Source organism: Aquabacterium sp. (assembly GCF_035476535.1).
In the GTDB taxonomy this organism is placed as follows: Bacteria; Pseudomonadota; Gammaproteobacteria; order Burkholderiales; family Burkholderiaceae_C; genus Pseudaquabacterium.
In genome coordinates this window covers 1-26,773 of the sequence record NZ_DATILJ010000045.1, presented here as the reverse complement: position 1 = coordinate 26,773, position 26,773 = coordinate 1, and the positions used below count along the sequence as shown (strand labels likewise).

The 26,773-nt window shown below is 68.1% G+C and carries 17 protein-coding genes; 7 read left to right on the top strand and 10 right to left on the bottom strand.

Features of this window, described 5'->3' with window-relative positions:
* Positions 1–152 precede the first annotated feature (152 nt).
* The 6 genes from VLK61_RS04730 to VLK61_RS04705 form a co-directional block, all read right to left on the bottom strand.
* Positions 153–2,525, bottom strand: a complete 2,373-nt coding sequence (locus VLK61_RS04730) for a DUF6351 family protein (protein ID WP_325418808.1) — start codon at positions 2,523–2,525, stop codon at positions 153–155.
* 791 nt (positions 2,526–3,316) lie between these two features.
* Positions 3,317–3,673 (bottom strand): hypothetical protein, encoded by a 357-nt coding sequence (locus tag VLK61_RS04725; RefSeq protein ID WP_325418806.1) that lies wholly within the window; start codon positions 3,671–3,673, stop codon positions 3,317–3,319.
* 130 nt (positions 3,674–3,803) lie between these two features.
* Positions 3,804–5,219: an efflux transporter outer membrane subunit gene (locus VLK61_RS04720; RefSeq protein WP_325418804.1), complete on the bottom strand. Its 1,416-nt coding sequence runs from the start codon at positions 5,217–5,219 to the stop codon at positions 3,804–3,806.
* 19 nt (positions 5,220–5,238) lie between these two features.
* Positions 5,239–8,418, bottom strand: a complete 3,180-nt coding sequence (locus VLK61_RS04715) for an efflux RND transporter permease subunit (protein ID WP_325418802.1) — start codon at positions 8,416–8,418, stop codon at positions 5,239–5,241.
* Positions 8,415–11,543, bottom strand: coding sequence for an efflux RND transporter permease subunit (locus VLK61_RS04710; RefSeq protein WP_325418800.1), 3,129 nt, complete (start codon positions 11,541–11,543; stop codon positions 8,415–8,417). The genes VLK61_RS04715 and VLK61_RS04710 overlap by 4 nt, the downstream gene beginning before the upstream one ends.
* 97 nt (positions 11,544–11,640) lie before the next feature.
* Positions 11,641–12,966, bottom strand: coding sequence for an efflux RND transporter periplasmic adaptor subunit (locus VLK61_RS04705; RefSeq protein WP_325418798.1), 1,326 nt, complete (start codon positions 12,964–12,966; stop codon positions 11,641–11,643).
* Positions 12,967–13,287: 321 nt separating this feature from the next.
* Between VLK61_RS04705 and rpoD the strand changes: the two genes are divergently transcribed.
* Positions 13,288–15,282 carry an RNA polymerase sigma factor RpoD gene (gene rpoD / locus VLK61_RS04700; protein WP_325418796.1) on the top strand — a complete coding sequence of 665 codons (1,995 nt, stop codon included), beginning with the start codon at positions 13,288–13,290 and terminating at the stop codon, positions 15,280–15,282.
* Positions 15,283–15,378: 96 nt separating this feature from the next.
* Here rpoD and VLK61_RS04695 read toward each other — a convergent pair whose 3' ends face one another.
* Entirely contained in the window at positions 15,379–16,815 is a 1,437-nt protein-coding gene (locus tag VLK61_RS04695; protein WP_325418794.1) for an aldehyde dehydrogenase family protein, read from the bottom strand.
* 222 nt (positions 16,816–17,037) lie between these two features.
* On the opposite strand from VLK61_RS04695, the gene lplT reads away from it, so the two are divergent.
* Entirely contained in the window at positions 17,038–18,297 is a 1,260-nt protein-coding gene (gene lplT / locus VLK61_RS04690; RefSeq protein ID WP_325418792.1) for a lysophospholipid transporter LplT, read from the top strand.
* Between the two features lie 23 nt (positions 18,298–18,320).
* Here lplT and VLK61_RS04685 read toward each other — a convergent pair whose 3' ends face one another.
* Positions 18,321–19,553: a glycosyltransferase family 4 protein gene (locus VLK61_RS04685; protein WP_325418790.1), complete on the bottom strand. Its 1,233-nt coding sequence runs from the start codon at positions 19,551–19,553 to the stop codon at positions 18,321–18,323.
* Positions 19,554–19,687: 134 nt separating this feature from the next.
* Here VLK61_RS04685 and VLK61_RS04680 point away from each other — a divergent pair, with 134 nt between their 5' ends.
* The gene (locus tag VLK61_RS04680; protein WP_325418788.1) at positions 19,688–20,290 is read left to right on the top strand and encodes a hypothetical protein; all 603 of its coding nucleotides are present in this window, start codon (positions 19,688–19,690) and stop codon (positions 20,288–20,290) included.
* A 2-nt stretch (positions 20,291–20,292) separates the two neighbouring features.
* On the opposite strand, the gene VLK61_RS04675 is transcribed toward VLK61_RS04680, so the two are convergent.
* A complete protein-coding gene (locus tag VLK61_RS04675) occupies positions 20,293–21,942 on the bottom strand; it encodes an aminotransferase class III-fold pyridoxal phosphate-dependent enzyme (RefSeq protein WP_325418786.1) in 1,650 nt (549 codons plus the stop codon).
* A gap of 53 nt (positions 21,943–21,995) precedes the next feature.
* Here VLK61_RS04675 and asd point away from each other — a divergent pair, with 53 nt between their 5' ends.
* Positions 21,996–22,862: an archaetidylserine decarboxylase gene (gene asd / locus VLK61_RS04670; RefSeq protein WP_325418784.1), complete on the top strand. Its 867-nt coding sequence runs from the start codon at positions 21,996–21,998 to the stop codon at positions 22,860–22,862.
* A 48-nt stretch (positions 22,863–22,910) separates the two neighbouring features.
* Entirely contained in the window at positions 22,911–24,053 is a 1,143-nt protein-coding gene (locus VLK61_RS04665; RefSeq protein ID WP_325418782.1) for a glycosyltransferase, read from the top strand.
* Here VLK61_RS04665 and nhaR read toward each other — a convergent pair.
* Positions 24,016–24,912, bottom strand: coding sequence for a transcriptional activator NhaR (nhaR, locus tag VLK61_RS04660; protein WP_325418780.1), 897 nt, complete (start codon positions 24,910–24,912; stop codon positions 24,016–24,018). The two genes, VLK61_RS04665 and nhaR, sit on opposite strands and share 38 nt — an antisense overlap.
* A 112-nt stretch (positions 24,913–25,024) precedes the next feature.
* Here nhaR and VLK61_RS04655 point away from each other — a divergent pair, with 112 nt between their 5' ends.
* Complete coding sequence (locus VLK61_RS04655) at positions 25,025–25,768, top strand: TerC family protein (RefSeq protein ID WP_325418778.1); 744 nt, start codon at positions 25,025–25,027, stop codon at positions 25,766–25,768.
* 115 nt (positions 25,769–25,883) lie between these two features.
* Positions 25,884–26,585 (top strand): Bax inhibitor-1/YccA family protein, encoded by a 702-nt coding sequence (locus VLK61_RS04650; RefSeq protein ID WP_325418776.1) that lies wholly within the window; start codon positions 25,884–25,886, stop codon positions 26,583–26,585.
* Positions 26,586–26,773: the final 188 nt, after the last annotated feature.

Genomic DNA, 26,773 nt, shown 5'->3' with positions numbered 1-26,773 from the left:
GCGTTGGCCATTGGTGTCGATCAGCAATGCACAGCCGCTTTGTTCCACCGCGCGTTCAAGAAGTGGAGCGGCTTGGCCTCGGGCGAATACCGGCAGTCGCGCGGCAGCCTGGGCGCGACCCAGACTGCCACATCTCGGACCCGTGGTGCCGATCAGCGGGGCGTCGACACCGGCGCCGCCGGCAGCGGCTGGCCGCCAGGACCGGCGGCGAAGGTCGTGATCCCCCAGGACGGCTGGTATCCGACGCCCGGCTTGCTGTAGTCGCACACGCCTCCCGCAAACACCGTTCGCATGCGGTCGAGCTGGCTGGCGCTCAGCACTGCGGGCTGGTAGTCAGCCACGTCCAGCGGCTTGAGCTGGCACTTGAGCAGGTCGTTGGACAAGGGGCCGCCGGCGGCCTCTCGGGGCGACATCCCGCGCACTAGCAGCGGGTCGGCATCGCAGGTGGCGGGGTTGGTCACCTTGATCGACTGCGTCGCATCGGTACTGAGCAGGCAGTAGTCCCCGGCCGACGCGGGGCGGCTGGCCAGCACGCGGGCCTCGAGGGTGCCGGTGCTGCCGGACTTCAGCGCGGTGAGCCACTGGTCCATCACGAAGAAGCCTTCGGCGGCCATCGGGTCGCTCGGGACGAAGCCGTTCGGGCTGACGCCGTACCGCCACATCGCCATGTTGGTCGAGGTGCCGTTGGCCTTCTGCAGGCGCTCGCGGTTGGCAAAGCTCTTCCAGATCTGGTGCAGGCCGCTGCGGCCGGTGTTGGTCACCGGCGGTTCGAGGCTGTCGTCGTACCCGCGGAAGTCCAGGACCGGCACCCTGGCCACCAGTTTGTAGTCGGGCATGAGGCCGCTTCGGTAGGCCGTCTCGAGCGCCGGTGTATCGGCCACCGCACGCGCGGGCACGTTGATGCCACTGCGGTTGACGCTGCCGATCGTCTCGTTGAGCGTGACGAACTCTTCCGGTGTGATGGTGCCGCTGGTCAGCGCCTTCAGGCCGTACTGCACGCCGGTGTTGTCGCGTGTGGCGTTCGCCTCGCCATCGGCGCGCTTGCCCCAGACGGACGCGGCGTGTTCCCAATGCGAGCAGCGCAGGCCGCCCGGGTTGGTGACCGGGTCGTACACCTGACTCGCGGGCAACTGGCACAGGTTGGTCGGCTCGGCGAGCGGTCGTTCGGTGATGACACCGGTCTCTCGGTTCGCTGTGGTCACCTCGCGAACGACGCTGAAGTTGCCCGCGAGCTTATTGGTCCCGAAGCTGTTGAACCAGCCGATGCAGGCGGTGTAGTCCGCATGGCCATTGATCGCCGCCTTCTTGCGGTTGATGTCCGTCAGGCTGTAGCCACTCGCCGCCATCAGATTACGCCAACGGGGCCTGTCGTAGGCTTCCACCAGCAATCCGCAGTCGACGCTCTCCTGATTGGACGACTCGGCGTCGTTCAGTGCGCACGAGGTCAACAGGCCATCCAATAGGCCAGGGAAAGTGGAGCTGATCGCGAACGCGGTCATCGAGCCGGCCGAGCACCCGCTCGCCACCGTGTGCTTGAGCGGGCCGTAACGCTCGATCACGTCCTCCTTCATCATCATCACCGTGTCGGTCATCACGGCGCGGTTGGAGTTGCGCGATCCGTCGATCAGGCTGTTGGTCGCCACCACCCAGCCCTTGGCCAGCGCAGCGTCGTGGTTCCACAGGCTCGCTGGCCGGAACTGGCGGCGCGACTGCCCGCTGGACCCGCCGAAGAGGAACTCCAGCTTGCCGGTCCAGGTGGCTTGCGGAGCCAGGCCGTTCGCCCACGGCTTCGCGGGGTCGAACAGCACGGCCATCTCGTAGATTCCGCGGTTGATCACCCCGCGGTCGAGCCGGACGATGTAGGGCACGGTCAGCCCACCGTCGGTGGTCGTCGTCGCCAGGTCGGCGGGCGTCGCCATGCCGATCGTGTAGGGCTTGAAGCAGGCATTCGCCGGGGCCGTGGCGGGTGGGCTCGGATGAGGGTTGGCCGTCGAGCACCCAGCCAGGGTGCTGCGGTAGAAGTACGACGTCTCTGCCGCGATGTTGCACTGCTCATCCACGGCCTCGGTGCCGAAGCCGCTGGCGTTGGTCGCGGCCGCAGTAGCGGTGGCGGCCCTCGCCACGCGGGTGGCACAGATGTACGGCATCAGCTGCGCCCCGGCAAGCACCGGCCCGCCACGCGGCGCGTTGGTCACGATCAACTGCGCGGAGACGGCACCCCCTGCTTGCGCGACGATCACGTTGCGGCCCACTGCGAGCCCACTGACCAGACCCTGTCGGCTGTCGCCGGAGGCAACCACGAAGGACGACGTGACGTCGCGCCCGTCGACCTCGACTTTCAGCGAAGACGCATTGGAACCCGAGGGCAGCCGCACCGCCACGATTGCGTTGCCGTCGCTGATCAGGTCAGCGCGGTTGCTGAGGGTCGAAATTTCCAGCGGCGCAGCGTTCCCACCGCCGCTGCCACAACCGCCGAGCGCCGCTACTGCTGCGGTCACGGCCAATACTTGTCGCAAGATTGTCATCGCCTTGTCTCCGTTGAGTTCTGTCTCCCGCCGTCTTGGCGGACAGGTAGATCGGGTGTCACATCAACAGTGTCCTGACGCATGCGTGGAGGATCAATGGCGGAATCGTCCAGAAAACTTGGCCGAAAAGGTCGGGCCAGGTGCAACCAAGCTTTCAAAAAACGCCAGCGCTGACCTCTGTTCTCACGGGTGCGGCTGGCGGAATTCGAACCCAAGACCCCTGGTTCGTGGTCATGCGGCCGCCGATCGACGACAACGCCCTGGCGACGACAGGCGAAGCAGCCATGCCGGCGTGATCGAAACATAGCCCCGGGTGTCCGGCAAGGTCCGGCTGCCACCCCCCGTTTGCGCTGCCAGATGGCTGGAACGGAAAAGGCGTAACCGACGAAGAGATGAGGAGTTGAAGAGAATCGAAGCCGGCTGGAACGAATGGATGAACTGTTCTCGAAAGAGCGCTGCAACCATGGATACTGTGCGGTCGACGCGGCGAGCATGACGCCGGGGACGATCGGCTGCATGGGTCGCCGCCTTCGAAGCCGACTGCGATGGCGCGGCCGATGTGCTCAGACTGCAACGTGACGAAGTCGCGGAGGGCTCGCAAGTGAGGCCTGTGGACTTCTGCGAGTCATGGATCGGTCAGTGTTCAGAAACCCGGAAGCTGCCGCTTGTGGCCGACTGAAAGTGGCCGGTCGGGCACGCTCGGCCGACGCGCAATTCGGCGCCGGAACCAGACGTTCATACCCATGCGGCTTGTCACGCCCGACGTGGACGGACTCGCCGTGCCCGACCTTTCAGGCGGCCGCGCGCAGCGCCATGTCGATGTGCATGATGGCAAACGGACACACCACGCCGCCGTTTTCGCCGCGCTCGACGAGGCCGAGTTGGATCGGCTTCTGCACGACCTCGTGAACGCGCTTCATATCACGCTCGACGCGCCGTGGGAGCTCGAGCAGCCAGATCTCGCCTTGCCCCTGCAACGCGCGAACAAGCGCCCACCGGCGCTCGGTCATGCGCCCAACGAACGCCCCGGGACTCTCGAAACTCAACACCTCGCCCTGGTACGAGCGCGCGCTGGCGCTCCGCCCTGCTTCGCGCAGCGCGGCGTTCCAGTCCGGCTGCAGCGTGATCGTCAGCGTCCGTTTGCTCATGGGCGTCTCCGTGCGGTGTCGACCGCCGCGATGAAGTCTGCCATCCGTTGCTCCACGGAAACGACCGTGTTGGCGCGCTGGCGGCCGCCGACGTGGCAATGGTCGCCCTTGTCGCGCTCCTTGTCGACGTCTATGGTGCGACGCCTTGCGCGACCTGCCAGCCGCCGCCCAGCGCCTGGATCAGCGCAATGGCATTGAGCTGCCGGCTCGATTGCAGCTGCACCACGCTGCGCCGCGCGCTGGCGGCGCTGCTCTGCGCCGTCACCACCTCGGTGTAGCCGACCTGGCCGGCACGGTAGCGGTTGAGCACCTGCTGCTCGCTCAGGTCGGCGGCGGCTGAGGCTTGCTGGCGTTGCAGCAGCTGCTCGTTCAGCGCGAGCCGCGTGCTCAGCAGGTCTTCGACCGACTGGAACGCCGTCAGCACCGTTTGCCGGTAGGTGGCGATCGTCACGTCGCGGCTGGCCTCGGCGTTGCGCAGCGCAGCGTTCAGTGCGCCGCCGTCGAACAGGATCTGCGCCAAAGACAGGCCCAGCGACCACAGCGTGTGCGATGCGCTGAACAGGTCCGCCAGGCGGGTGGCAGAGGTGCCGCCGGAGGCGCTGAGCGTCAAACTCGGAAAGTACGCGGCCCGCGCAATGCCGATGTTCGCGTTAGCGGCCGCCACGGCCCGCTCGGCCGACGCGATGTCCGGCCGGCGCTGCAGCAGTTCGGAGGGCAAGGTCAGCGGCGGCTCGGGCGCGGTCATCGTCCAGGGCGCGGCGGCGATCGAGATGTCTGCCGGTGCCTGGCCCAGCAGCACGGCGATGGCATGTTCGAACTGCGCGCGCTGGCCCACCAGCCCTGCCAGGTCGGCGCGCGCATTGGCCAGCTGGGTCTGGGCCTGCAGCACGTCGGTGCGCGCGACCTGGCCGGCGGCATAGCGGTTGTCGGTGATCTGCAGGCTGCGTTCGTAGCCGGCCACGGTGTCGCGCAACAGCGCCAGTTCGGCATCGGCCTCGCGCAGCGAGAAATAGTTGCTGGCCAGCGCCGCCTGGGCCGACAACGTCGCCGCCGCAAGATCGGCCGCGCTGGCCTGGGCGTTGGCCTGCGCCTGCCTCACCGAGGCCGACAGGCGGCCCCACAGGTCAGGCTCCCAGCTGGCGCCGACACTGGCGCGAAAGGCGTTGGCCGTGACGGCATCGCCGCCGCCGCCGGAGCGTGTGCCGCTGCCGGTGAGCTGCACCGTCGGCAGCAGGCTGGCCCGCTGGCCGGCGACCAGGGCCTGTGCCGCTGCATAACGCGCAACAGCAGCGGCCACGGTCTGGTTCCTGACCTCCACTTGCGGGGCCAGCGCATCGAGTTGCGCGTCGCCGAAGCGCTGCCACCACGGGCCCTTGGCCTGCTCGTCGGCCGGCGCCGCCGGTGCCCAGCCCTGTGCGGTCGGCGCTTCCTTGAAATGCGCCGGCGTGGCCACCGAAGGCACCTGGTAGGCCGGCCCGGTGCCGGCGCAGCCGCCGAGCAGGCCGGACAGCGCCAGCATCAGCACAGGCCGGGTCAAAGTTGCCATGGGAGAACGATTCATGGATTCAAGCGCCTTGGGATGCCCGGCTCAGCAGGTGTTCATCGGCCTTGCGCCGACGCAGGCCGTCGAGCAGCACGTACACCACCGGGGTGGTCAGCAGCGTCAGCAGCTGGCTGGCGATCAGGCCGCCGATGATGGCCACGCCCAGCGGCTGGCGCAGCTCGGCGCCCTCGCCGAAGCCGATGGCCAGCGGCAGCGCGCCGAAGCCGGCCGCCAGCGTGGTCATCAGGATCGGGCGCAAGCGCAGCAGGCAGGCTTCTCGCACGGCTTCGGTGGCGGTCAAGCCGCGCGCGCGCTCCGCTTCGAGTGCAAAGTCGATGATCAGGATCGCGTTCTTCTTGACGATCCCGATCAGCAGGAACACGCCGATCAGCGCAATGATCGAGAACTCCATGCGCAGCATCAGCAGCGCCAGCACCGCGCCGACACCGGCCGAAGGCAGCGTGGACAGCACGGTGATCGGGTGGATCAGGCTTTCATACAGGATGCCCAGCACGATGTAGATCACCACCAGCGCAGCGATGATCAGCCACAGCTGCTGGCCCTGCGACTGCTGGAAGTTCAGCGCCGTGCCGGCAAAAGCGCCGCGTACATTGGTCGGCATGCCGATGTTGGCCTGGGCCTGGGCCACGGCCTGCTGCGCGTCGCCCAGCGAGACGCCATCGGCCAGGTTGAAGGACACCGTCGTCGCGATCTCGGCGTCCTGGTGCTGCACCGAGGTCGGTGCGGCCGATTCCTTGAAGCGCGCGATGGCCGACAGCGGCACCATCGTGTTCGCGCTGGTGCTCAGCGCGGCGGCGGTCGAGGCATCGCGCTGGCCGGGGTTGACCGAGCTGCCGGCGGTGGCGTCGGGCGCGCGCGTGGGCACCTGCACGTCGTTCAGCGCGGTCGGGCCGCGGGTGAAGCCGGGGGCCCATTCCATGATCACCTTGTACTGGTTGACGTCGCCGTAGATCGTGCTCACCGCGCGCTGGCCGAAGGCGTCGTACAGGGCCGCGTCGACATCGGCTGCGGTGATGCCGAAGCGCGCCGCACTGGCCTTGTCGATCTCGACATAGCTCTCGACGCTGTTGTCGGTCTGGTCGGTGTTGACGTCGGTGAGCCGGTCGTCCTGCTTCAGCTCCTCGGCCAGCTTGCTCGCCCAGTTGCGCAGGTCCGACAGGTTGTTGGCCTTCAGCGTGTACTGGTAGGTGGCGTTGCTCGATCGGCCGCCGGCGCGCAGGTCCTGCACCGGGTTCAGGAAGATGCGCAAACCCGTCACCTGCGCCAGCTGCGGCCGCAGCCGGTTGATCACCGCCAGCGCCTTGTCGGTTCTTTCGTTGGCCGGCTTCAGGTTGACGAACAGGAAACCGCCGCCGGCGCGGCTGCCGCCGGTGAAACCGACCACCGTGGCCACCGCCGGGTCGGCACGGATGATGTCGACGACCTGGCGCAGCTTGGTGCCCATGGCCTTGGTGGAAATGCTCTGGTCGGCCGCCAGGCCGCCGTTGATCTGGCCGGTGTCCTGCTGCGGGAAGAAGCCTTTCGGCGCCATGACGTACAGGCACACGTTGAGCCCGACGACGGTGACCAGGATCAGCATAACCAGCGCCTTGCTGGCCAGCGCCCAGTCCAGGCTGCGCGCGTAGCCGCGCATCACGAAGCCCCAGGCGCCGGCACCGGCGCGCGCCAGCAGGCCGCGGGCTTTCTCGGGCCGCTTCTTTTGCGGGTTGGGCAGGAACCACGCGCACATCATCGGCGTGGTGGTCAGCGAGATCACCAGCGAGATCATCACCGAGGCCGACAGCGTGATCGCGAACTCGCGGAACAGCCGGCCGACCTGGCCTTCCATGAACAGCAGCGGGATGAACACCGCCACCAGCGACAGGCTGATCGACAGCACCGTGAAGCCGACTTCGCGTGCGCCGAGCAGCGCCGCCTGCATGCGGTCCATGCCCGACTCGATGTGGCGCGCGGTGTTCTCGAGCACGACGATGGCGTCGTCGACGACGAAGCCGGTGGCCACGGTCAGCGCCATCAGGCTCAGGTTGTTCAGGCTGAAGCCGAAGAAATACATCGCGCCGAAGGTGGCCAGCAAGGACACCACCGTGGCCACGGCCGGCACCAGCGTGGCCCGCAGGCTGCCGAGGAAGATGCCGACGACCCCCACCACCAGCAGCACCGACACCACCAGCGTCAGCTCGATTTCCTTCAGCGACGCGCGGATCGAATTGGTGCCGTCCGAGGCCACCTGCAGCTCGATGTCCTGCGGCAGCTGGGCGCGCAACTCGGGCACCAGCTTGCGCACCGCGTCCACGGTTTCGATGACATTGGCGCCGGGCTGCCGCGTGATCAGCACCACGATCCCGGGCTGGCCATTGAACAGGCCCAGCGTGCGTGTGTTCTCGACGCCGTTTTCGACGCTGGCGATGTCCGACAAGCGCACCGCCGCGTTGTTGCGCCAGGCCACGATCAGGCGGCCGAACTCGGCCGCGTCGCGCGCCGGCCGCGGCGTGTACAGCTGCAGCCGGCGCTCGCCGCTCTCGATGGCGCCCTGCGGCCGGTTGGCGTTGGCGGCCTGCAGCGCGGCCCGCACTTCGGCGCTGGAGACGCCCAGGCGCTGCATCGCCAGCGGCTGCAACTCGATGCGCACCGCCGGCAAGGAGCCGCCGCCGATCTCGACATCACCGACACCGTCGACCTGCGCCAGGCGCTGGCTGACGATGTTGGACACCGCGTCGTACACCTGGCCCGGCGTGCGCGTCTTCGAGGTCAGCGCCAGGATCACCACCGGCGCATCGGCCGGGTTCATCTTGCGGTAGGTCGGGTTGCTGCGCAGCGTGGACGGCAGGTCCACCCGCGCGGCGTTGATGGCGGCCTGCACCTCGCGCGCGGCGCCGTCGATCTGGCGGTTCAGGTCGAACTGCAGCGTGACACGCGCCGAGCCCGCCGAGCTGGACGAGGTCATCTCGTTGACGCCGGAGATCACGCCCAGCCGCCGCTCCAGCGGCGTGACGACGCTGGAGGCCATGGTCGCCGGGCTGGCGCCGGGCAGGTTGGCGCTGACCGAGATGGTCGGGAAGTCGACCTGCGGCAGCGGCGACACCGGCAGCGCAAAAAAGGCGGCAACGCCGGCCAGCGCCAGGCCGATGGTCAGCAGCACGGTGGCCACCGGCCGCTCGACGAAGGGCTTGGAAAGATTCACGCCGCGGCCCCTTCGCCGCGCCGCTGCGCGCGGCGCTCGCGCCAACGCCCCACGCGGCGGCCCAGCCGGTCGAAGCCCAGGTAGATCACCGGCGTCGTGAAGAGTGTGAGCATCTGGCTCAGCACCAGCCCGCCGAAGATCGCCAGGCCCAGCGGGCGGCGCAACTCGGCGCCCTCGCCCCAGCCGAACATCAGCGGCAGCGCGGCGAACAGCGCCGCCAGCGTGGTCATCAGGATCGGGCGGAAGCGCATCAGCGCGGCCTGTCGGATCGCCGCCTCGGGCGGCTTGCCCTGGTGCCGTTCGGCGTCGATCGCGAAGTCGATCATCATGATCGCGTTCTTCTTGACGATGCCGATCAAGAGAATGATGCCGATGATGCCGATCACGCCCAGGTCATGGCCGCCCAGCATCAGCGCCAGCAAGGCGCCCACGCCCGCCGACGGCAGGGTGGACAGGATCGTCAGCGGGTGGATGTAGCTCTCGTACAGCACCCCGAGCACGATGTAGACGCAGACCACCGCGGCCAGGATCAGCCACAGCTGGTTGGACAGCGAGTTCTCGTAGGCGCCGGCGGCGCCGAGAAAGCTCATCGTCACGCCGGCGGGCAGGCCGATGTCGCGCGCCGCCTGGCGAATGGCATCGACCGATTTGCCCAGCGCCACGCCCGGCGCGGTGTCGAATCCGATGGTCGTGGCCGGGTACTGCGCCACGTGGGTGATCTGCAGCGGCGCCGGCTGCTCGCGCACGGTGGCAATCGCCGACAGCGGTGTGCTGCTGCCGTTGCCGGCTTTCAGGCGCAGCTCGCTCAGGCTTTGCGGCGTGGTCAGCACGCCGGGCCGGGCTTCGAGGATCACGCGGTACTGGTTGGTCTCGGTGAAGATGGTCGAGACGATGCGCTGGCCGAAGGCCGAGTACAGCGCATCGTCGATCGCGCTCGCGGTGATGCCCAGCCGCGACGCGGTGTCGCGGTCGATGTCGACATAGGCCGAGGGCCCGGTGGCGCCGGCATCGGTGACGGCGTTGCGCACCGCGTCCACGCCATGAAGGCGCTGCACCAGCTTCGTCGCCCACTCGGTGACGCTGGCCGTGTCCGCGCCTTCGAGCGAGACGCGGAACTCGGTCGGGCCGGTCTCGGCATCGATCGTCAAGTCCTGGGTCGGCTGCAGGTACAGCGTGACGCCGGCCACCTGGCGCACCCGATCGCGCAGGCGCTGCATCACCGTGGCCTGGGCGTCGCGCTCGCGCTTCAGGTTGATCAGCAGGCGGCCGGTGTGCAGCATGGTGTTGTTGGCCGCATCGACGCCGACGAAGGAACTGAGCGAGGCCACCGCCGGGTCGGCCAGGATGGCCTCGGCCGCCGCCACTTGCAGGTCGCGCATGCGGTTGTACGACACGCCTTCCACGGCCTCGACACGGGCTTGCAGCTGGCCGGTGTCCTGCGTCGGGAACAGGCCCTTGGGGATCACCAGGTAAAGGATCACCGTCAGCACCAGCGTCGCCAGCGCCAGCAGCAGGGTCAGCGTCTGGTGCGCCAGCACATGGCCCAGCCAGACGTCGTAGCCGGCGATCACGCGGTCGAAGAAGCGCTGCACCGCGGCACCGAAGCGGCCGGGCCCGTGCTGATGCGCATCGCCCAGCCAGCGCGCCGACATCATCGGCACCAGCGTCAGCGAGACCACTGCGGAGATCAGGATGGTGATCGCCAGCGTCACCGCGAACTCGCGGAACAGCCGGCCGACCACGTCGCCCATGAACAGCAAGGGGATCAGCACGGCGATCAGCGACACCGTCAGCGAGATGATTGTGAAGCCGATTTCGGAGGCGCCTTTCAGCGCGGCGTCCATCGGCTTCTCGCCGCGCTCGACATGGCGCGAGATGTTCTCGAGCATGACGATGGCGTCATCGACGACGAAGCCGGTGGCAATCGTCAGCGCCATCAGGCTCAGGTTGTTCAGGCTGTAGCCCAGCAGGTACATCAGCCCGCAGCTGCCGATCAGCGAGATCGGCACCGCCAGGCTGGCGATGATCGTCGCGCGCAGGCTGTGCAGGAAAAAGAAGATCACCAGCACCACCATCAGCACGGCCAGGCACAGCTCGATCTGCACATGCTCGACCGAAGCGCGGATGCCGGTGGTGCGGTCGCTCAGCACCTCGACCTTCAGCGTGGCCGGCAACTGGGCTTCCAGCGCCGGCAGTTGCTTCTTGATGGCATCGACCGTGCGGATCACGTTGGCACCGGGCTGGCGCTGCACGTTGAGGATGATGGCCGGCGTCAGCGTCACCGTCGTGCCGCTGCTGCCGGCCCAGGCGCCGAGCTGCGTGTTCTCGGCGCTGTCGACGACCCGCGCCACGTCCGACAAGCGCACCGGCGCCTCGTTCTTGTAGCTGATGATCAGGTTGCGGTAGTCGTTGGCGGTCAGCAGCTGGTCGTTGGCGTTGATGCTGTAGCCGCGTGTCGGCCCGTCGAAGCTGCCCTTGGCGCTGTTGGCGTTGGCTGCCGAGATGGCGGTGCGCAGCGCGTCGATGCCGATGCCTTTGGCTGCCAGCGCCTGCGTATCGGCCTGGATGCGCACGGCCGGGCGCTGGCCGCCGCTCAAGGACACCTGGCCGACGCCGGTGACCTGGGCGATTTTCTGCGCCAGGCGGGTGTTGACCAGGTTCTGCACTTCGGTCAGCGGCAAGGTGTCGGAGGTGATGGCCAGGGTCAGCACCGGCGCATCGGCCGGGTTGACCTTGGCATACACCGGCGGCGCCGGCAGGTCGGCCGGCAGGCTGGAGCCGGCGCCGTTGATCGCGGCCTGCACTTCCTGCTCGGCCCCGTCCAGCGATTCGGCCAGCGCGAACTGCAGCGTGATGATCGAGACGCCCGAGGCACTGGTCGAGCTCATGCGGTTCAGGCCCGACATCTGGCCGAACTGCCGCTCCAGCGGCGCGGTGACGGTGCGGGTCATCACCTCCGGGCTGGCGCCGGGGTACAGGGTCTGCACCTGGATCGTCGGATAGTCCACCTGCGGCAACGCGGACAGCGGCAGCAGTCGGAAGCCGACCAGGCCGGCCAGCACGATGGCCAGCATCAGCAGCCCGGTGGCGACCGGCCGCTCAATGAACGGCTTTGAAGGACTCATTGGTGCACCCTTGGCGCTGCGCGCCGTCCCGCCGAGCGGGAATGAGCCCCCGGGCCATGCAATGGCCTCTTGCGAGGCAGTGGCGACCGTGCGGGACTCATGGCGCCGGCGCGGAGGCCCGGTCGCCGCGATGCGGACGGGAAGCGCCAGCGGGCCTGGAAGCGCCGCGGCCGGCGCCCGAGGCGCGGTCACGGGCGGGTGCAGAAGCGCGGTCGGCGCCCAGCTGCACCTTGGCGCCGTCCTTCAGGCGGTCGGCGCCTTCGGTGACCACGCGCTCGCCGGCCTGCAGCCCGCTGTTGATCACCACCTGGTCCGGCGTGGCCTCGCCGCGCATCACCTTGCGCTGGTTGACGGTCTTGTCGTCGTTCAGCACGTAGACGAAGTCGCCGGTCGCGCCATTGCGCACCGCGCTGACCGGCACCACCACGGCGTTCTTGATCATGCGCAGCTCGATCTGCAGATTGACGAACTGGTTCGGGAACAGCGCGCCCTTGGTGTTGCTGAACCGCGCCTTGGCCTTGACGGTGCCGGTGGTGGTGTCGACCTGGTTGTCCAGCGTCGCAAAGCGCCCTTCCTCGAGCATCAGGCTGCGGGTGCGGTCGAAGGCGCGGGCCAGCAGCGGACCCTGGCCCAGGCGCTCCATCACTTCGGGTACCTTGTCCTGCGGTACGGTGAACTGCACGTCGATCGGCGCCACCTGGGCGATCACCGCGACGCCGGTGGTGTCGCTGGCGCTGACCAGGTTGCCGGCATCCACCGGCCGCAGGCCGACCCGCCCGGCCACCGGTGCCACGATACGGGTGTAGGCGAGATTCAGGCGCGCCGTGCCTTCGTTGGCCCGGTCGGTCGTCACCGTGCCTTCGAGCTGCTTGACCAGCGCGTCCTGCGTGTCCACCTCCTGCCGCGCAATCGAATCCTGCGCCAGCAGCGTGCGGTAACGCTCCAGCGTCAGCTTGGCGTTCTGCAGCTGCGCCTCGTCGCGCATGCGGGCGCCACTGGCCTGCATCAGCGCCATCTCGAAGGGCCGCGCATCGATCAGCGCCAACAACTGGCCCTTGGTCACCAGCTGGCCTTCCTGGAACAGCACCTGGTTCAGCACGCCCGAGACCTGCGGCCGCACGGTGACCGTGGCCGCCGGCGTCACCGTGCCCAGCGAGTTCAGCCACACCGGCACATCGGCCTGGCGCGCGGTGACCACCGCCACGGTGCTGGCCAGGCCGCCGCCACGGCCACCGCCGCCGCCCGGTCCACCCGGTCCCCCGGCGCCGCCGACCGCGCCGGCCGGCGTGGTCGCGGGCCGGTGCGTCAGGTACCAGGTCAAACCGCCCAGCAGGAGCAAGCCGGTGATGGCCACCAGCGAGCCGAGCCAGCGGCGGCGCGCACGGGGCGGCGATGGGGGCGATGCTTCTTGAATATTTGGCATGTTGTTCGAGGAAGCGGTGCACGGCACTGTGCGCGCGGCATGTAAACGCCGAACCTTTGCACTGTCAAGCCAATGTTTCTGGCCCTCGGCGGTGCCGGCCGGGCGGTGGCAAGTCACATGCCGCGCAGCCCCCGCAGGTGCGGATTTGTCGGGATTGCCAGAAGGTGTTCCAATGGCGGGTTCCGCCCCAATTTATCAGTGCGCACCGGTTTTGCCGGCGACTAGCGTTTTCGACGCTCGTTTCCGTCATCCGTCCGGCCCCGCAGGGGCATTCTCCACTCAGGCCACGCTTGCACGGTCTGTGTCACCGTCAGGACCCGCATGACCGCCAAGAAGCCCGTTCACACTGCCGAATTGCCCGATCCCGAGACCACCGAGGTCGAACCATCTGGAGCCAAGCCGCTGCGCGTGAAGGTGCCCAAGTCCAAGGCCCGCGCACTGATTCGCGAATTCGGCCTGGACGTGACGCTGCTCACCGCCGAAGAGGTGGAGAAGCGCCGCCGCGAACTGACGGCCCTGGTCAAGATGGGCAAGTCGCGTGGCTTCCTGACCCAGCAGGAGATCAACGACCACCTGCCGGAGAAGCTGGTCGATGCCGAGGTGATCGAGGCCATCGTCAAGATGCTCAACGACATGGGCATCGCCGTGTACGAGCAAGCACCCGATGCGGCCACCCTGCTGGTGGTGGGCGGCGCCGGCACGGCCACCAGCGAGGAAGAGGCCGAAGAGGCCGCCGAAGCCGCGCTGTCCACGGTCGACTCGGAGTTCGGCCGCACCACCGACCCGGTGCGCATGTACATGCGCGAGATGGGCTCCTTCGACCTGCTCACCCGCGAAGGCGAGATCGAGATCGCCAAGCGCATCGAAGCCGGCCGCCAGGCCACGATGCTGGCCGTCTCCGCCCTGCCCTCGGTGATGGCCGAGGTGCTGGTCTGCGGCGAGAAGATTGCCGACGGCAGCTTGTCGATCGCCGAGGTCGTCGACGGCTTCGTGGTCGACGGTGAAGCCGACGACTACGTGGCTGAAGAAGACGCCGATTCCTTCGACGACAGCGAGGACGACGAAGGCCCGGGGGCCAGCAAGGCCATGACCCGCCGGCTCGACGAGATGCGCGGCGCCGCGCTGGAGCGCTTCGCCTTGATGCGCAAGAGCTTCGACGCCTTGCGCAAGGCGCATGAAAAGTCCGGCTACGACTCGGCCGCCTACCGCAAGGCCCAGGCCGCGCTCAGCGAGCAGTTGATGACGCTGCGCTTCACCGTCAAGACCAGCGACCGCCTGTGCGACCTGCTGCGCTCCCAGGTGGAGCATGTGCGCCGCTGCGAGCGCGAGATCCGCAAGATCGCCGTCGACCGCTGCGGCATGCCGCAGCAGCACTTCATCGAGCAGTTTCCGCCGAACCAGCTGAACCTGGACTGGGTCGAGACCGAAGCCGCTACCGGCAAGCCCTACAGCGCCATCCTGCGCCGCAACCAACCGGCGATCCACGAGTTGCAGAACGCGCTGATCGACCTGCAGACCAAGGCGGTGATTCCGCTGGCCGAGTTGAAGGCGATCAACAAGCGCATGAACGAAGGCGACCGCACCGCGCTGGACGCCAAGCGCGAGATGATCGAGGCCAACCTGCGCCTGGTGATCTCGATCGCCAAGAAGTACACCAACCGCGGCATGCAGTTCCTGGACCTGATCCAGGAAGGCAACGTGGGCCTGATGAAGGCGGTGGAAAAGTTCGAATACCGCCGCGGCTTCAAGTTCTCGACCTACGCCACCTGGTGGATCCGCCAGGCCATCACGCGCTCGATCGCCGACCAGGCCCGCACGATCCGCGTGCCGGTGCACATGATCGAGTCGATCAACAAGATCAACCGCGTCAGCCGCGCGCACCTGCAGGAATTCGGCTTCGAGCCTGATGCCGCCACCATCGCCGCCAAGCTCGAACTGAGCGAAGAGAAAGTGCGCCAGATCATGCGCATCGCCAAGGAGCCGGTGTCGTTGGAGGTACCGGTCGGCGACGATGGCGACACCACGCTGGGCGACTTCATCGAGGACAAGTACAACACCACGCCGATGGACGCGGCAATCCAGTCCGGCCTGCGCGCCGTGGTCAGCGAGCTGCTGGACGGGCTGACGCCGCGCGAGGCCAAGGTCTTGCGCATGCGCTTCGGCATCGACATGAGCAGCGACCACACGCTGGAAGAAGTGGGCAAGCAGTTCGACGTGACCCGCGAGCGCATCCGCCAGATCGAGACCAAGGCCATGCGCAAGCTCAAGCACCCCAGCCGCGCGGACAAGATCCGCATGTACGCCGAGGTGCAGTGATCGGGTGCTCCTGAGCAGATCCGGCGCCGCTTCCGGGCTGCTCAGTTCCCCGCGGGGGCGGCCGGCAATGCCGGCAAGACCAGCCTGGAAGCGCTCTCAGGCCGCCGGCTTGGGCGCGTAGCCCAGCAGTGCCTTGACCTCCAGGAACTCGGCGAAGGCGTGGTCGCCCCACTCGCGGCCATTGCCGGATTGCTTGAAGCCGCCGAAAGGCGCCATCAGGTCGGGCGCCGCGCTGTTGATGTTGACCTGGCCGGCCCGCAGGCGCGAAGCCACCTTGCGCGCCGCGTCGAGGTCGGTACCCGAGACATAGGCGGCCAGGCCGTAAGGCGTGTCGTTGCCGATGGCGATGGCCTCATCCACGGTGTCGTAACCCAGGATCGTCAGCACCGGGCCGAAGATCTCTTCGCGGGCCACGGTGGCCTGGTTGTCCTTCACTGCCAGCACGGTCGGCTTCACGTAGTAGCCGGTCTCCAGCCCGGCCGGCTTGCCCGGGCCGCCGGCGACCACGGTGGCGCCTTCTTCGATGCCCTTGTGGATCAGGGTCTGGATCTTGTCCCACTGCGTGGCCGAAATCACCGGCCCCAGCGCGGCGCCGCTGTCCGGCGCGCCGACCGTCGTGGCTTCGGCCGCCTGCTTGGCGATGGCCAGCGCCTCGGCCAGGCGCGCGTTGGGCACCAGCATGCGCGTCGGCGCGTTGCAGGACTGGCCCGAGTTGCTCATCACGCCGCGCACGCCGGCGGTGATGGCGCGCTTGAAGTCGGCGTCTTCCAGGATGATGTTGGGCGACTTGCCGCCCAGCTCCTGGTGCACGCGCTTGACGGTGGGCGCGGCATTGCGCGCCACTTCCACGCCGGCCCGGGTGGAGCCGGTGAAGGACACCATGTCGACCTCGGGATGGCTGGCGATCGCCGCGCCGACCGTCGGCCCGTCGCCGTTGACCAGGTTGAACACGCCGGCCGGCACGCCGGCGGCATCGAGGATCTCGGTCCAGATCTGCGCCGAGAACGGCGACAACTCCGAAGGCTTCAGCACCATCGTGCAACCCACGGCGAGCGCCGGCGCCACCTTGCAGGCGATCTGGTTGACCGGCCAGTTCCACGGCGTGATCAGGCCGCAGACGCCGATCGGCTCTTTGGCCAGCATCGTCGTGCCGCGCAGTTCCTGGAAGTGGTAGCTTTTCAGCACGCCCAGCGCCGCCTGCAGGTGGCCGATGCCCATCGCGGCCTGCGCCTTCTGGGCCAGCACCGCCGGAGCGCCCATCTCTTCGGTGATGGCGGCGGCCATGTCGGCATAACGCTTCTGATACTCGGCAATGATGCGTTCGAGCAGCGCCACGCGCTCATCGACGCTGGTCTGGGAATAGCTGGCGAACGCGGCACGCGCGGCTTTCACGGCACGGTCGACGTCGGCTGCCGATCCCATCGAGATGTGGCCTGCCGCGCTTTCGGTGGCCGGGTTGATGACCTCGATGCGCTTGGCCGCGACCGGGTCGACCCAGCTGCCGTTGATGTAGAACTTCAGATAATCGCGCATGGTGGGCTCCAGGAAGGCGGCGGCCGCTGCGGGCCGGGTTGAAGCGGAATTCTAGGCCGCGTCGCCGGCCACCGGTCGGTCCCCAGCCGGTGCTCGGCCCGCCGCAGGCGCGTCATCACTTTGTCACCGCAGCGTCAGGCGCGCGTCGCGCGCGGCCGGCACCATCGCCGCTTGTTCCGCACTTCCGGCGGCCGATTCCAGCCGCGCCGCAGTTCGCCCCGCATGCCACCTGGTTTCCATCGACTGATTGCTGCCCAGTTCGCTTCAGCGCTGGCCGACAACGCCCTGCTGATCGTCGCCATCGCCGTGCTGCAAGAGCAGCAACTGCCTGGCTGGTGGGCGCCGCTGCTGAAGTTCTCGTTCACGATTGCTTATGTGGTGCTAGCGCCCTTCGTCGGGCCGGTGGCCGATGCCGTGCCCAAGGCCCGGCTGATGGCCTGGATGAACGGCGTCAAGGTGGTCGGCGTGATCGCGTTGCTGCTGGGCCTGCACCCGGCGCTGGCGTTTGCGATCGTCGGCCTCGGCGCCGCCGCCTACGCGCCGGCCAAGTACGGGCTGGTGACCGAGCTGGTGCGGCCGCACCAGCTGGTGGCGGCCAATGGCTGGATCGAGGTGTCGGTGGTCTGCGCCGCGCTGCTGGGCACCGGACTCGGCGGTGTGCTGGTCAGCCAGCCGTTGCGCGAACTGGGGCTGGCCGGCCAGGTGCAGGCGCTGTGGGGCGGCTCGGCCAGCGGCCTGGCGCTGTCCTTGACGTCTCTGCTGCTGGTCTATGGCATCGCCGCCTGGCTGAACATCGGCATTCCGGACAGCGGTGTGCGCTACGCCAGGAGCGGGCGCAACCCGATGGCGCTGTCGCGCAGCTTCGGCCACGCCAATCGAATGTTATGGCGCGATGCCGAAGGCGGCCTGTCGCTGGCCGTGACCACGCTGTTCTGGGGCGTCGGCGCCACGCTGCAGTTCGCGGTGCTGCGCTGGGCGGTGGATGTGCTGGGGCTGACGCTGGACCGCGCCGCCTACCTGCAGGCCGGCGTGGCGGTGGGCGTGGTGGCGGGCGCTGCCGTGGCCGGGCGTTGCATTGCCCTGCACCGCGCGGTGAACGTGCTGCCGCTGGGCATCGTGCTGGGCCTGCTGATCCCGCTGGCCGCTGCGTGCAGCCACCTGGGCACGGCCTTGCCGATGCTGATGCTCGTGGGTGCCGTCGGCGGCCTGCTGGTGGTGCCGATGAATGCGCTGCTGCAACACCGCGGCTACCAACTGCTCAGTGCCGGCCGATCGGTGGCCGTTCAGGGCTTCAACGAGAACCTCAGTGTGCTGGGCATGCTGGCGGCCTATGCCGCGCTGCTGGCCTGGGAAGTGCCGATCGTCTGGGTGATGAGCGCTCTGGGCGTGGCGATTGCCGCGGCCATGGCGATGCTGTGGTGGCGCGAACGCTGCCGCGTGCGGGCCGAGTTGCAGGCGGCCGCATTCGTGGCGCCGCGCTGAGGCAGGGCCGTCGAGGCTCGAGGTCAGGCCGTCGCGCGCAGCGCCGCGACGGAAGGCGCTTCGCCCTGCGCGTCGATGGCCGACAGCAGCACCGCCTCGAGCTGGCCGACGATGCGGTCCCAGCCGAACTGGCAGGCGGTGTCACGTGCGCGCAGGCCCATGCCGCGCGCCAGTCTGCGGTCGGCGGCCAGCAGCACGGCCTGGCGCACGAAGTCGCCGTTGTCGTTGTAGGGCGCCAGCAGGCCGTTGTCGCCGCTGCGGATCAGCTGCGCCGCGGCGGCATAGTCGAAGGCCAGCACCGCCAGGCCGCTGGCCATGGCTTCGGGCGTCACATTGCCGAAGGTCTCGGTGACGCTGGGAAACAGGAACACATCGCCCGAGGCGTAGTGCGTGGCCAGGTCTTCGCCCGAACGCACGCCGGCGAACACGGCCTGCGGGCAGCGCCGCTGCAAGTCCTTGCGGGCCGGGCCATCGCCCACCAGCACCAGCCGCGTCTTCGGCTCGGACTGCCGAATGGTTTCGTAGGCCGCGAGCAAGCTGCCGAGGTTCTTCTCGAGCGCCAGGCGGCCCACGCACAACAGCACCGTGTCGTCCGGCCCGGCGCCCCATTCGGCTCGCAGCGTTGCGCTGCGCCGCGCTGGATGGAACAGCGTGGTGTCGACGCCGCGCGCCAGCACCGAGACGTTGAGAAAGCCATGTCCCGTCAACTGATCGCGCAGCGCCTCGGTGGGCACCATGGTGTGTTGCGTGCGGTTGTGGAACTTGCGCAGGTAACCGAGGATCGGCCGGTTCAACCAGCCCATGCCGTAGTGCTTGCTGTAGGTGTGGAAGTTGGTGCGGAAGTCCGAGCACACCGGCAGCTTCAGCTGCAACGCCGCCTGCAGTGCTGACCAGCCCAGCGGCCCTTCGGATGCGATGTGCACGACATCGGGCCGCCGCAGCGTCCACAGCCCCACCAGCACCTTCTTCGACGGCATGCCCATCTTCAGGTGCGGATATCGCGGAATCGGCAGCCCGCGCAGCAGCACTTCGTCGAAGCGGCCGTCGCCGCCCTCCGCGTCGCTGGCCGGCTGGCGCGGGCGCACCAGCTGGATCGCGTGGTTGCGCGCATGCAGGCCTTCGACCACCCGCGCCAGGCTCATCGCGACGCCGTTGACCTCGGGTGGATAGGTTTCGGTGACGACGGCGATGCGCATCGAGCGCCGCGCAGGGGCGAAGTCGTCGACGACGAAGGGGGCGGATTGCACAGCGGCCATGCGAGCATGGTGCCGGCCCAACGCAACAGTTCGATGACGGTGGCCGCGCGGCAGCGAATGACATCGCGCAGTCACCGAAGTTTCACCATGCAGCGTCACCATGCGGTCACGTTTTCCAGACCCCAGGAGAGACCGTGACCGAATTTCTGCAGGCCCTCAAGGTTCAGCGTTGGGACGACCACCGCTACTACCACCACAGCCGCATCAACCAGAGCTTGCACCTGGTCAGCGCGATCTGCTTCATCGTGTCTTACGGGCTGCTGCTGATTGACCCGGCCAGCGCCGCGCTGCTGGCCTGGGGCGTCTCGATGACGACGCGGCAGGCCGGCCATTTCTTCTTCGAGCCGCGCGGCTACGACCTGGTCAACCGTGCCACGCATGAGCACAAGGAAGCCATCAAGGTTGGCTACAACCTGCGCCGCAAAGTGGTGCTGATGGCGGTATGGGCGCTGGCGCCGGTGCTGCTGGCGCTGGACCGCTCGATGTTCGGCTTGATCGTGCCCAGCACCAGCCTGGCCGGCTGGCTGCACGATGTCGGCCTGCTGTGGCTGGCCATCGGCATCGGCGGGCTGCTGTTCCGCGCGCTGCAGCTGACGCTGCAGCAGAGCACGATGACCGCGCTGGTGTGGGTGACGAAGATCCTCACCGACCCCTTCCACGACTTCCTGCTGTACCGCAAGGCACCGCTGGCGCTGTTGCGCGGCGAGCTGATCGACCCGATGCCGCACGCGCACTGATCTCAGAACCGGTGCGCCAGCATCTCCTTCAACAGGCCACGGCGGATGGCCTGGTTGGTCTGCGCCGGGCCCTCCCACCACCAGCCGTCTTCGCGCATCGCCTGTGCAGCGGCGAAGAAGCGTTCGGCCACGGCCTGGAACTCTTCTTCGCTGTAGTTCAGGCTGAAGATCAGGCGGCCCGAGCCCACCCAGCTCAGCGCCAGGCCTTCGGCGCGCAGGTAGAACTGCAGCATCCAGTTGTAGCGCGACGGCCGGGTGTAGAGCACGGTCCAGATCGTCGACAAGTTGGCCACGCGCACCGGCAGATCAGCCTCGGCCAGCCGCTGGTTCAGCTGCTCGGCTCGCTGGTTCCAGCGCTCGTCCAGGCCCTCGTACAGCGCCTGCTGCGCAGGCTCGTTCAGGCGCTCCAGGAAGACCTGCATCGCGCCCATCACATGCGGATGGGCATTGAAGGTGCCGCGCGCAAAGCAGATGTCGGCCGGACGCTCAGCGCGGTAGCGCTGCATCAGGTCCTTGCGGCCGCAGACCACGCCCACCGGCAGGCCGCCGCCCAGCGTCTTGCCGTAGCACACCAGGTCGGCCTGCACGCCGAAATACTGTTGCGCGCCGCCGGGTGCCAACCGAAAGCCGACGAACACTTCATCGAAGATCAGCACGATGTCCCGCTCGCTGCACACCGCGCGCAGCTGCTTCAGCCAGGCGGTGTAGGCCGCGCGGTCGGCGCCGGCGCGGCGGCTGCTGTCGACCAGCGACGAATCGCCGGGCGCGCCGCTGTTCGGGTGCAGTGCCTGCAGCGGGTTCACCAGCACGCAGGCGATGTCGCGCCGCGTCGCCAGCACGTGCAACGACTGGGCGTGCATGTCGCGCAAGGTGTAGGTTTCGTGCGGCGGCAGCGGGTTGCCAGGGCCGGGCTGCACGTCCTCCCACCAGCCGTGGTAGGCGCCGCAGAAGCGCACCAGGTGGCTGCGCCGGGTGTGATAACGCGCCAGGCGCACGGCCTGCATCACGGCCTCGGTGCCGGACATGTGGAAGGACACTTCGTCCAGCCCCGAGATCTCGCGCAGGCGCTGCACGTTCCAGGCCACGCAGGGGTGGTAGCTGCCGAGCAGCGGCCCCAGCGCCTGCACGCGGGCGCTGCCTTCGGCGATGCACTGCTTGTAGAAATCGATGCCGAAGACATTGACGCCGTAGGAGCCGGTCAGGTCGAAGAATTCATTGCCGTCAAGGTCAGTCAGCGTCACGCCGCTGGCGGCCTGCATGAACGAGCCCACCCGCAGGTGTTCGCGCAGAACGCGGCTGTACTGGTAAGGCACGCGGTAGGCGCCGGTGAACTGCAGGTCGCTGATGCCTTCGGCGGCCTCGGCCGTCAGCGCCAGCGAGCGCGGGTAGCGCTGGAGGTACAGCGCCGACAGCCGCGCCAGCGCCGCGCGGCGCCGTGCCACCAGCTCATGCGGCGCGCCGTCCGAGCCGAAGAAGCGCTGCGCGTCGTAGTCGTAGCCCGGGATCTGCGCGGCCACGCGCTTGGCCCAGCGCTGGTGGCCGATCAACGAAGGATGTTTGGCGCGCGACAGCTGCAGCCGGCGCCAGGCCAGTGGTGCGCAGGCGGCCAGTGCGGCCAGCGCGGTGGCGGTCAAGGTGACAGTCAGGTTCATGGTCAGAGACAAGTCCTCATTCCGGAGATGTACCCAAGATGCACGACACAACGATGAAACCCAGGCGCTGGCGTGAGCGCCTGTTGCTGCAGGAAGACTTGAACTTCCTGTTGACCAACCGCGTGCCACGCCTGCTGCTGACACGCTGGATGGGCTGGTACAGCCAGATCCGCAGCCCGTGGTTGACGCGGCTGTCTATCGCCGTGTGGCGGCTGTTCACCGAACTGGACCTGAGTGACGCGAAGCAGTCCTCGTTCACCAGCCTGCACGACTGCTTCGTGCGCGAACTGCTACCCGGCGCGCGGACTTTCGATGCCGACCCCGCCGTGCTGGCCAGCCCCTGCGATGCCATCGTCGGCGCCTGCGGCGCGGTGGCCGGCACGCAGGTGTTCCAGGCCAAGGGCTTTCCGTATGCCTTGACCGAGTTGTTCGGCGGCAGCGAGCTCGCCGAGACCTACCGCGACGGCTGCTACGTCACCTTGCGCCTGCAGTCCAGCATGTACCACCGCTTCCACGCGCCGCACGACTGCCATGTCGAGCATGTCAGCTACATCAGCGGCGACACCTGGAACGTCAACCCGATCGCGCTGCGCCGCGTCGAGCGGCTGTTCTGCCGCAACGAGCGTGCGGTGATCCGCTGCCGCCTCTCGCCGGACGGGCCGCCGATCGCGCTGGTGCCCGTCGCGGCCATCCTGGTGGCCAGCATCCGCCTGCACTTCCTGAACGTGCTGCTGCACCTGAAGTACCGCGGGCCGAACCAGATCCCCTGCGCGGCCGACTTCAGCAAGGGCCAGGAGATGGGCTGGTTCCAGCACGGATCGACGATCATCGTGTTCGCGCCGCGCGGCTTCCGGCTGTGCGAGGGCATCGTGCCCGGCCAGCCCTTGCGCGCCGGCCAGCGGCTGATGCTGCGGCCCTGAGTCACACGGGGGTCATCGAGCCACCCGACGATGCCGGCGCAAGCGCCCATGAGCACCATCGACCTGATCTACTTCAATGCCGGCGGCGGGCACCGCGCCGCCGCGCTGGCCTTGCAGGCGGTGATCGCGCAGCAGCGGCGACCCTGGACGGTCCGTCTGGTGAACCTGGTGGACGTGCTGGATCCGCAGGCGCTATTCCGCAAAGTGACCGGCCTGGCGCCGGAGGACCTGTACAACAAGCGCCTGGCCAAGGGCTGGACGCTGGGGCTGGCGCAGGAACTGAAACTGCTGCAGGGCCTGATCCGGCTCGGCCATGCCGCGATGCGCAAGCGCCTGGCGCGGCACTGGCAGGCCACGGCGCCCGACCTGGTGGTCTCGCTGGTGCCCAATTTCAACCGCGTGCTGTTCGAGAGCCTGGCCCAGGCGCGGCCCGGCGTGCCCTATGTGACGGTGATGACCGACATGGCCGATCACCCACCGAACTTCTGGATCGAGCCCGATCAACCACAGCACATCGTCTGCGGCACGCCGATGGCGCTGGCGCAGGCACGCGCAGCCGGCCATGCCGAACACCGGCTGCACCTGTGCTCGGGCATGATCCTGCGGCCGGACTTCTACGACCCGCTGCCGCTGGACCGCGTCGCCGAGCGCCAGCGGCTGGGCCTGCCGCTGGACCAGCCGGTCGCGCTGGTGCTCTTCGGCGGCCAGGGCTCGCCGGTGATGAGCAGCATCGCCCGCCAGCTGCCCGAGACGCCGCTGATCCTGCTGTGCGGCCACAACGCGGCGCTGGCCGCGCAACTGCGGGCGCAGCCCGCGGCCGCGGCGCGGGTGGTCGTCGGCTACACCACCGAGGTGCGGCGCTACATGGCGCTGGCCGACGTCTTCATCGGCAAGCCGGGACCTGGCAGCCTGAGCGAAGCGGTGCAGCAAGGCCTGCCGGTGATCACTTCACGCAATGCCTTCACGATGCCGCAGGAGCGCTACAACGTGCGCTGGGTGCGCGAGAACGGCCTGGGCGTCGTGGTCAGCAGCTTCCGGCAGCTTGCGCCGGCGCTGCAGTCACTGCTGGCCGACAGGCCGGCCTTCGCGGCCCGCGTGGCCGGCATGCACAACCGGGCAGTGTTCGAGGTGCCGGAGATCCTGGCGGATCTGCTCAGCTGCCGAACAGCTGCTCCCGCGCTGCATCGGTGATCGCGGCGATGCAGGGGTGGGTGATGCGGCGCTCGATCGACACTGCATAGAACTCCTCGATCAGTTCCGAGGTCCGCCCGACCACGCGCACGCCATATTGCGCCGAGGTTTCCGACTCCAGCACGGTGGGTGTCATGAAGATGCCGCGGCCTTCACCGCCGAAGGCCTTCATCAGCGCCGCATCGTCGAACTCACCGATCACGCGTGGCCGGATCTTGTGCGCCGCCAGCCAGAAGTCGAAGCGCTGGCGCATCGCCGACGACGAGCCCTGCAGCAGCATCGGCGCGCCATCCAGGCATTGCGGGAACGCGCCCGTCAGCGTGCGCTTCAGTGCCGGCGCCGCGAAGAAACTCATCTCGGTGGCGCCCAGCAGGTGGTTGTAGGCCTTCACGCTGACCTGCCGGCCCATCGGCTCATCGGCAATGACGATGTCCAGCCGGTGCACGGCCAGCTGGCCCAGCAGGTCCTGGAACCGGCCTTCATGGCAGATCAGGCGCACATGCGCCGACACGCCCAGCGCCGGCTCCAGCAGGCGGTAGGCAATGGCTTTGGGCACGGCGTCGGCAATGCCGACGTGGAAGTCCAGCGCCTGCTCGCCATCGGCGGTCTTGCCGATCTTGGACTCCAGCTCGGCGCCGAGCGCAAAGATCTGATCGGCATAACCCAGCGCCAGGCGGCCCTCCTCGGTCAATTCGATGCCGCGGCCGGCCTTGCGGAACAGCGCGCAGCCCAGCCGGTCCTCGAGCAGCTTGATCTGGCCGGACAGGGTTTGCGGCGAGATGTGCAGCTGTTCGCCTGCACGCACGATGCCGCCCGCCTTGGCCGCGGCCCAGAAGTAGTGCAGGTGCTTGAAGTTCACTGAGCGTTCCGAACAGTGCGATTTTTTCGAATAAAAATCACGTCAATCCCGACTTTACGCGAATCATGAGGGTGCCTACAGTTCGTGGCACTGAAGCTGACGACGCACCACCATGGAATTCCTGCTCGACCCCAACCTCTGGATCGCTTTCGCGATGCTGACCGCCCTGGAAATCGTGCTGGGCATCGACAACATCATCTTCATCTCCATCCTGGTCGGCCGCCTGCCGGCCGAGCAACGCGACCGGGCGCGCCGGCTGGGCCTGGGTTTCGCGATGGTCACGCGGGTGCTGCTGCTGCTGTCGCTGAGCTGGGTCATGGGCCTGACCAGCGATCTCTTCTCCCTCTTCGGCAAGGGCATCAGCGGCCGTGACATCGTGCTGCTGCTCGGCGGCATCTTCCTGCTGTACAAGGCCTCGCACGAGATCTTCGTCGAGGTCGAGGCGCCTGACCAGCATGAGCCCGGCGAAAGTGCCACCGCCGCGGCGGCAGCACGCCGGGGCGTGTTCTGGGGCGTGATCGGGCAGATCGCGATCATCGACATCGTGTTCTCGCTCGACTCGGTGATCACCGCGGTGGGCATGGTCGACCAGATCGGCGTGATGATCGCGGCGGTGATGGCTTCGGTCGGCGTGATGCTGGTGGCGGCCAAGCCGATCGGCGACTTCGTCGATCGTCATCCCTCGGTCAAGGTGCTGGCACTGGCCTTCCTGGTGATGGTTGGCATGGCCTTGACGGCCGAAGCCTTCGACGCCCACATCCCCAAGGGCTACATCTATGCCGCGATGGCCTTCTCGCTGGCCGTTGAGGCCCTGAACATCCGTTCCCGCAGCAAGCGGCAAGCGCAGCCCGCTTGAGCCCCTTTCGGGACATCACATTGGTTTTCCCGAATTCACTGATCGCAACTTGCGCATTTACGCGAAGTGTTGGACCGCGTAGATTGAACCTGTCACGAACCACCAAGGATTCGACATGAACCTTCAACCCATCCGTCAAGACGGCTTCTCCGGCACCCGCCCCGGGGTGTCGACCGTGCAGCGCAACACCGTGCTGCGCAACACCTACTGGCTGCTCGCGTTGTCCATGGTGCCCACGGTGCTGGGCGCCTGGCTCGGCGTGGCCACCGGCCTGTCGCGAGCGATGACGCCGGGCATCAGCCTGATCGTCTTCCTGGCCGGCGCCTTCGGCTTCATGTACGCGATCGAGAAGACCAAGAACTCGGCCGCTGGCGTTCCCATGCTGCTGGGCTTCACCTTCTTCATGGGGGTGATGCTGTCCCGCCTGGTCGGCACGGTGCTGGGCCTGGGCAATGGCGCCAGCCTGGTGATGACGGCGTTCGCCGGCACGGGGGCGATCTTCCTCGGCATGGCCTCGTTGTCGTCGGTGATCAAGCGCGACCTCAGCGCCATGGGCAAGTGGCTGTTCATCGGCATGATCATGCTGCTGGTGGCTGGCATCGCGAACTTCTTCATCCAGTCCAGCGCGCTGATGATCACGCTGTCGGTGCTGGCCATCGGCATCTTCTCGGCCTTCATCCTGCATGATCTGAAGCGGGTACAGGACGGCCTGGAAACCAACTACATCAGCGCCACGCTGGGCGTGTACCTCAGCATCTACAACGTTTTCCAGTCGCTGCTGATGCTGCTGGGCATCTTCGGCGGGCGCGACGAGTAGGTGACGACCATGTCCAACATCCGAAGCCATGCGCCGGCATCCGGGCTGGCTGTCGCCCTGACCGCGCTGGGGCGCGTGGCGCGGGCCGTGCTGGTGCTGGCCCTGCTGGTGGCGACGACCCTGCTGGCACTGCTGCTGGCCACTGGGTTCGTGCTGCGGGTCCTGTTCACGGGGCGCCGCCGAACCCG

What these genes read in the sequence shown, in the direction of transcription:
- VLK61_RS04730 (WP_325418808.1), bottom strand. Translation starts at nt 2,525, where the DNA reads ATGACAATCTTGCGACAAGTATTGGCCGTGACCGCAGCAGTAGCGGCG.
- VLK61_RS04695 (WP_325418794.1), bottom strand. Translation starts at nt 16,815, where the DNA reads ATGCGCGATTATCTGAAGTTCTACATCAACGGCAGCTGGGTCGACCCG.
- asd (WP_325418784.1), top strand. Translation starts at nt 21,996, where the DNA reads ATGAAACCCAGGCGCTGGCGTGAGCGCCTGTTGCTGCAGGAAGACTTG.
- rpoD (WP_325418796.1), top strand. Translation starts at nt 13,288, where the DNA reads ATGACCGCCAAGAAGCCCGTTCACACTGCCGAATTGCCCGATCCCGAG.
- lplT (WP_325418792.1), top strand. Translation starts at nt 17,038, where the DNA reads ATGCCACCTGGTTTCCATCGACTGATTGCTGCCCAGTTCGCTTCAGCG.
- VLK61_RS04720 (WP_325418804.1), bottom strand. Translation starts at nt 5,219, where the DNA reads ATGGCAACTTTGACCCGGCCTGTGCTGATGCTGGCGCTGTCCGGCCTG.
- VLK61_RS04725 (WP_325418806.1), bottom strand. Translation starts at nt 3,673, where the DNA reads ATGAGCAAACGGACGCTGACGATCACGCTGCAGCCGGACTGGAACGCC.
- VLK61_RS04675 (WP_325418786.1), bottom strand. Translation starts at nt 21,942, where the DNA reads ATGAACCTGACTGTCACCTTGACCGCCACCGCGCTGGCCGCACTGGCC.
- VLK61_RS04710 (WP_325418800.1), bottom strand. Translation starts at nt 11,543, where the DNA reads ATGAGTCCTTCAAAGCCGTTCATTGAGCGGCCGGTCGCCACCGGGCTG.
- VLK61_RS04685 (WP_325418790.1), bottom strand. Translation starts at nt 19,553, where the DNA reads ATGGCCGCTGTGCAATCCGCCCCCTTCGTCGTCGACGACTTCGCCCCT.
- VLK61_RS04705 (WP_325418798.1), bottom strand. Translation starts at nt 12,966, where the DNA reads ATGCCAAATATTCAAGAAGCATCGCCCCCATCGCCGCCCCGTGCGCGC.
- VLK61_RS04655 (WP_325418778.1), top strand. Translation starts at nt 25,025, where the DNA reads ATGGAATTCCTGCTCGACCCCAACCTCTGGATCGCTTTCGCGATGCTG.
- VLK61_RS04665 (WP_325418782.1), top strand. Translation starts at nt 22,911, where the DNA reads ATGAGCACCATCGACCTGATCTACTTCAATGCCGGCGGCGGGCACCGC.
- VLK61_RS04650 (WP_325418776.1), top strand. Translation starts at nt 25,884, where the DNA reads ATGAACCTTCAACCCATCCGTCAAGACGGCTTCTCCGGCACCCGCCCC.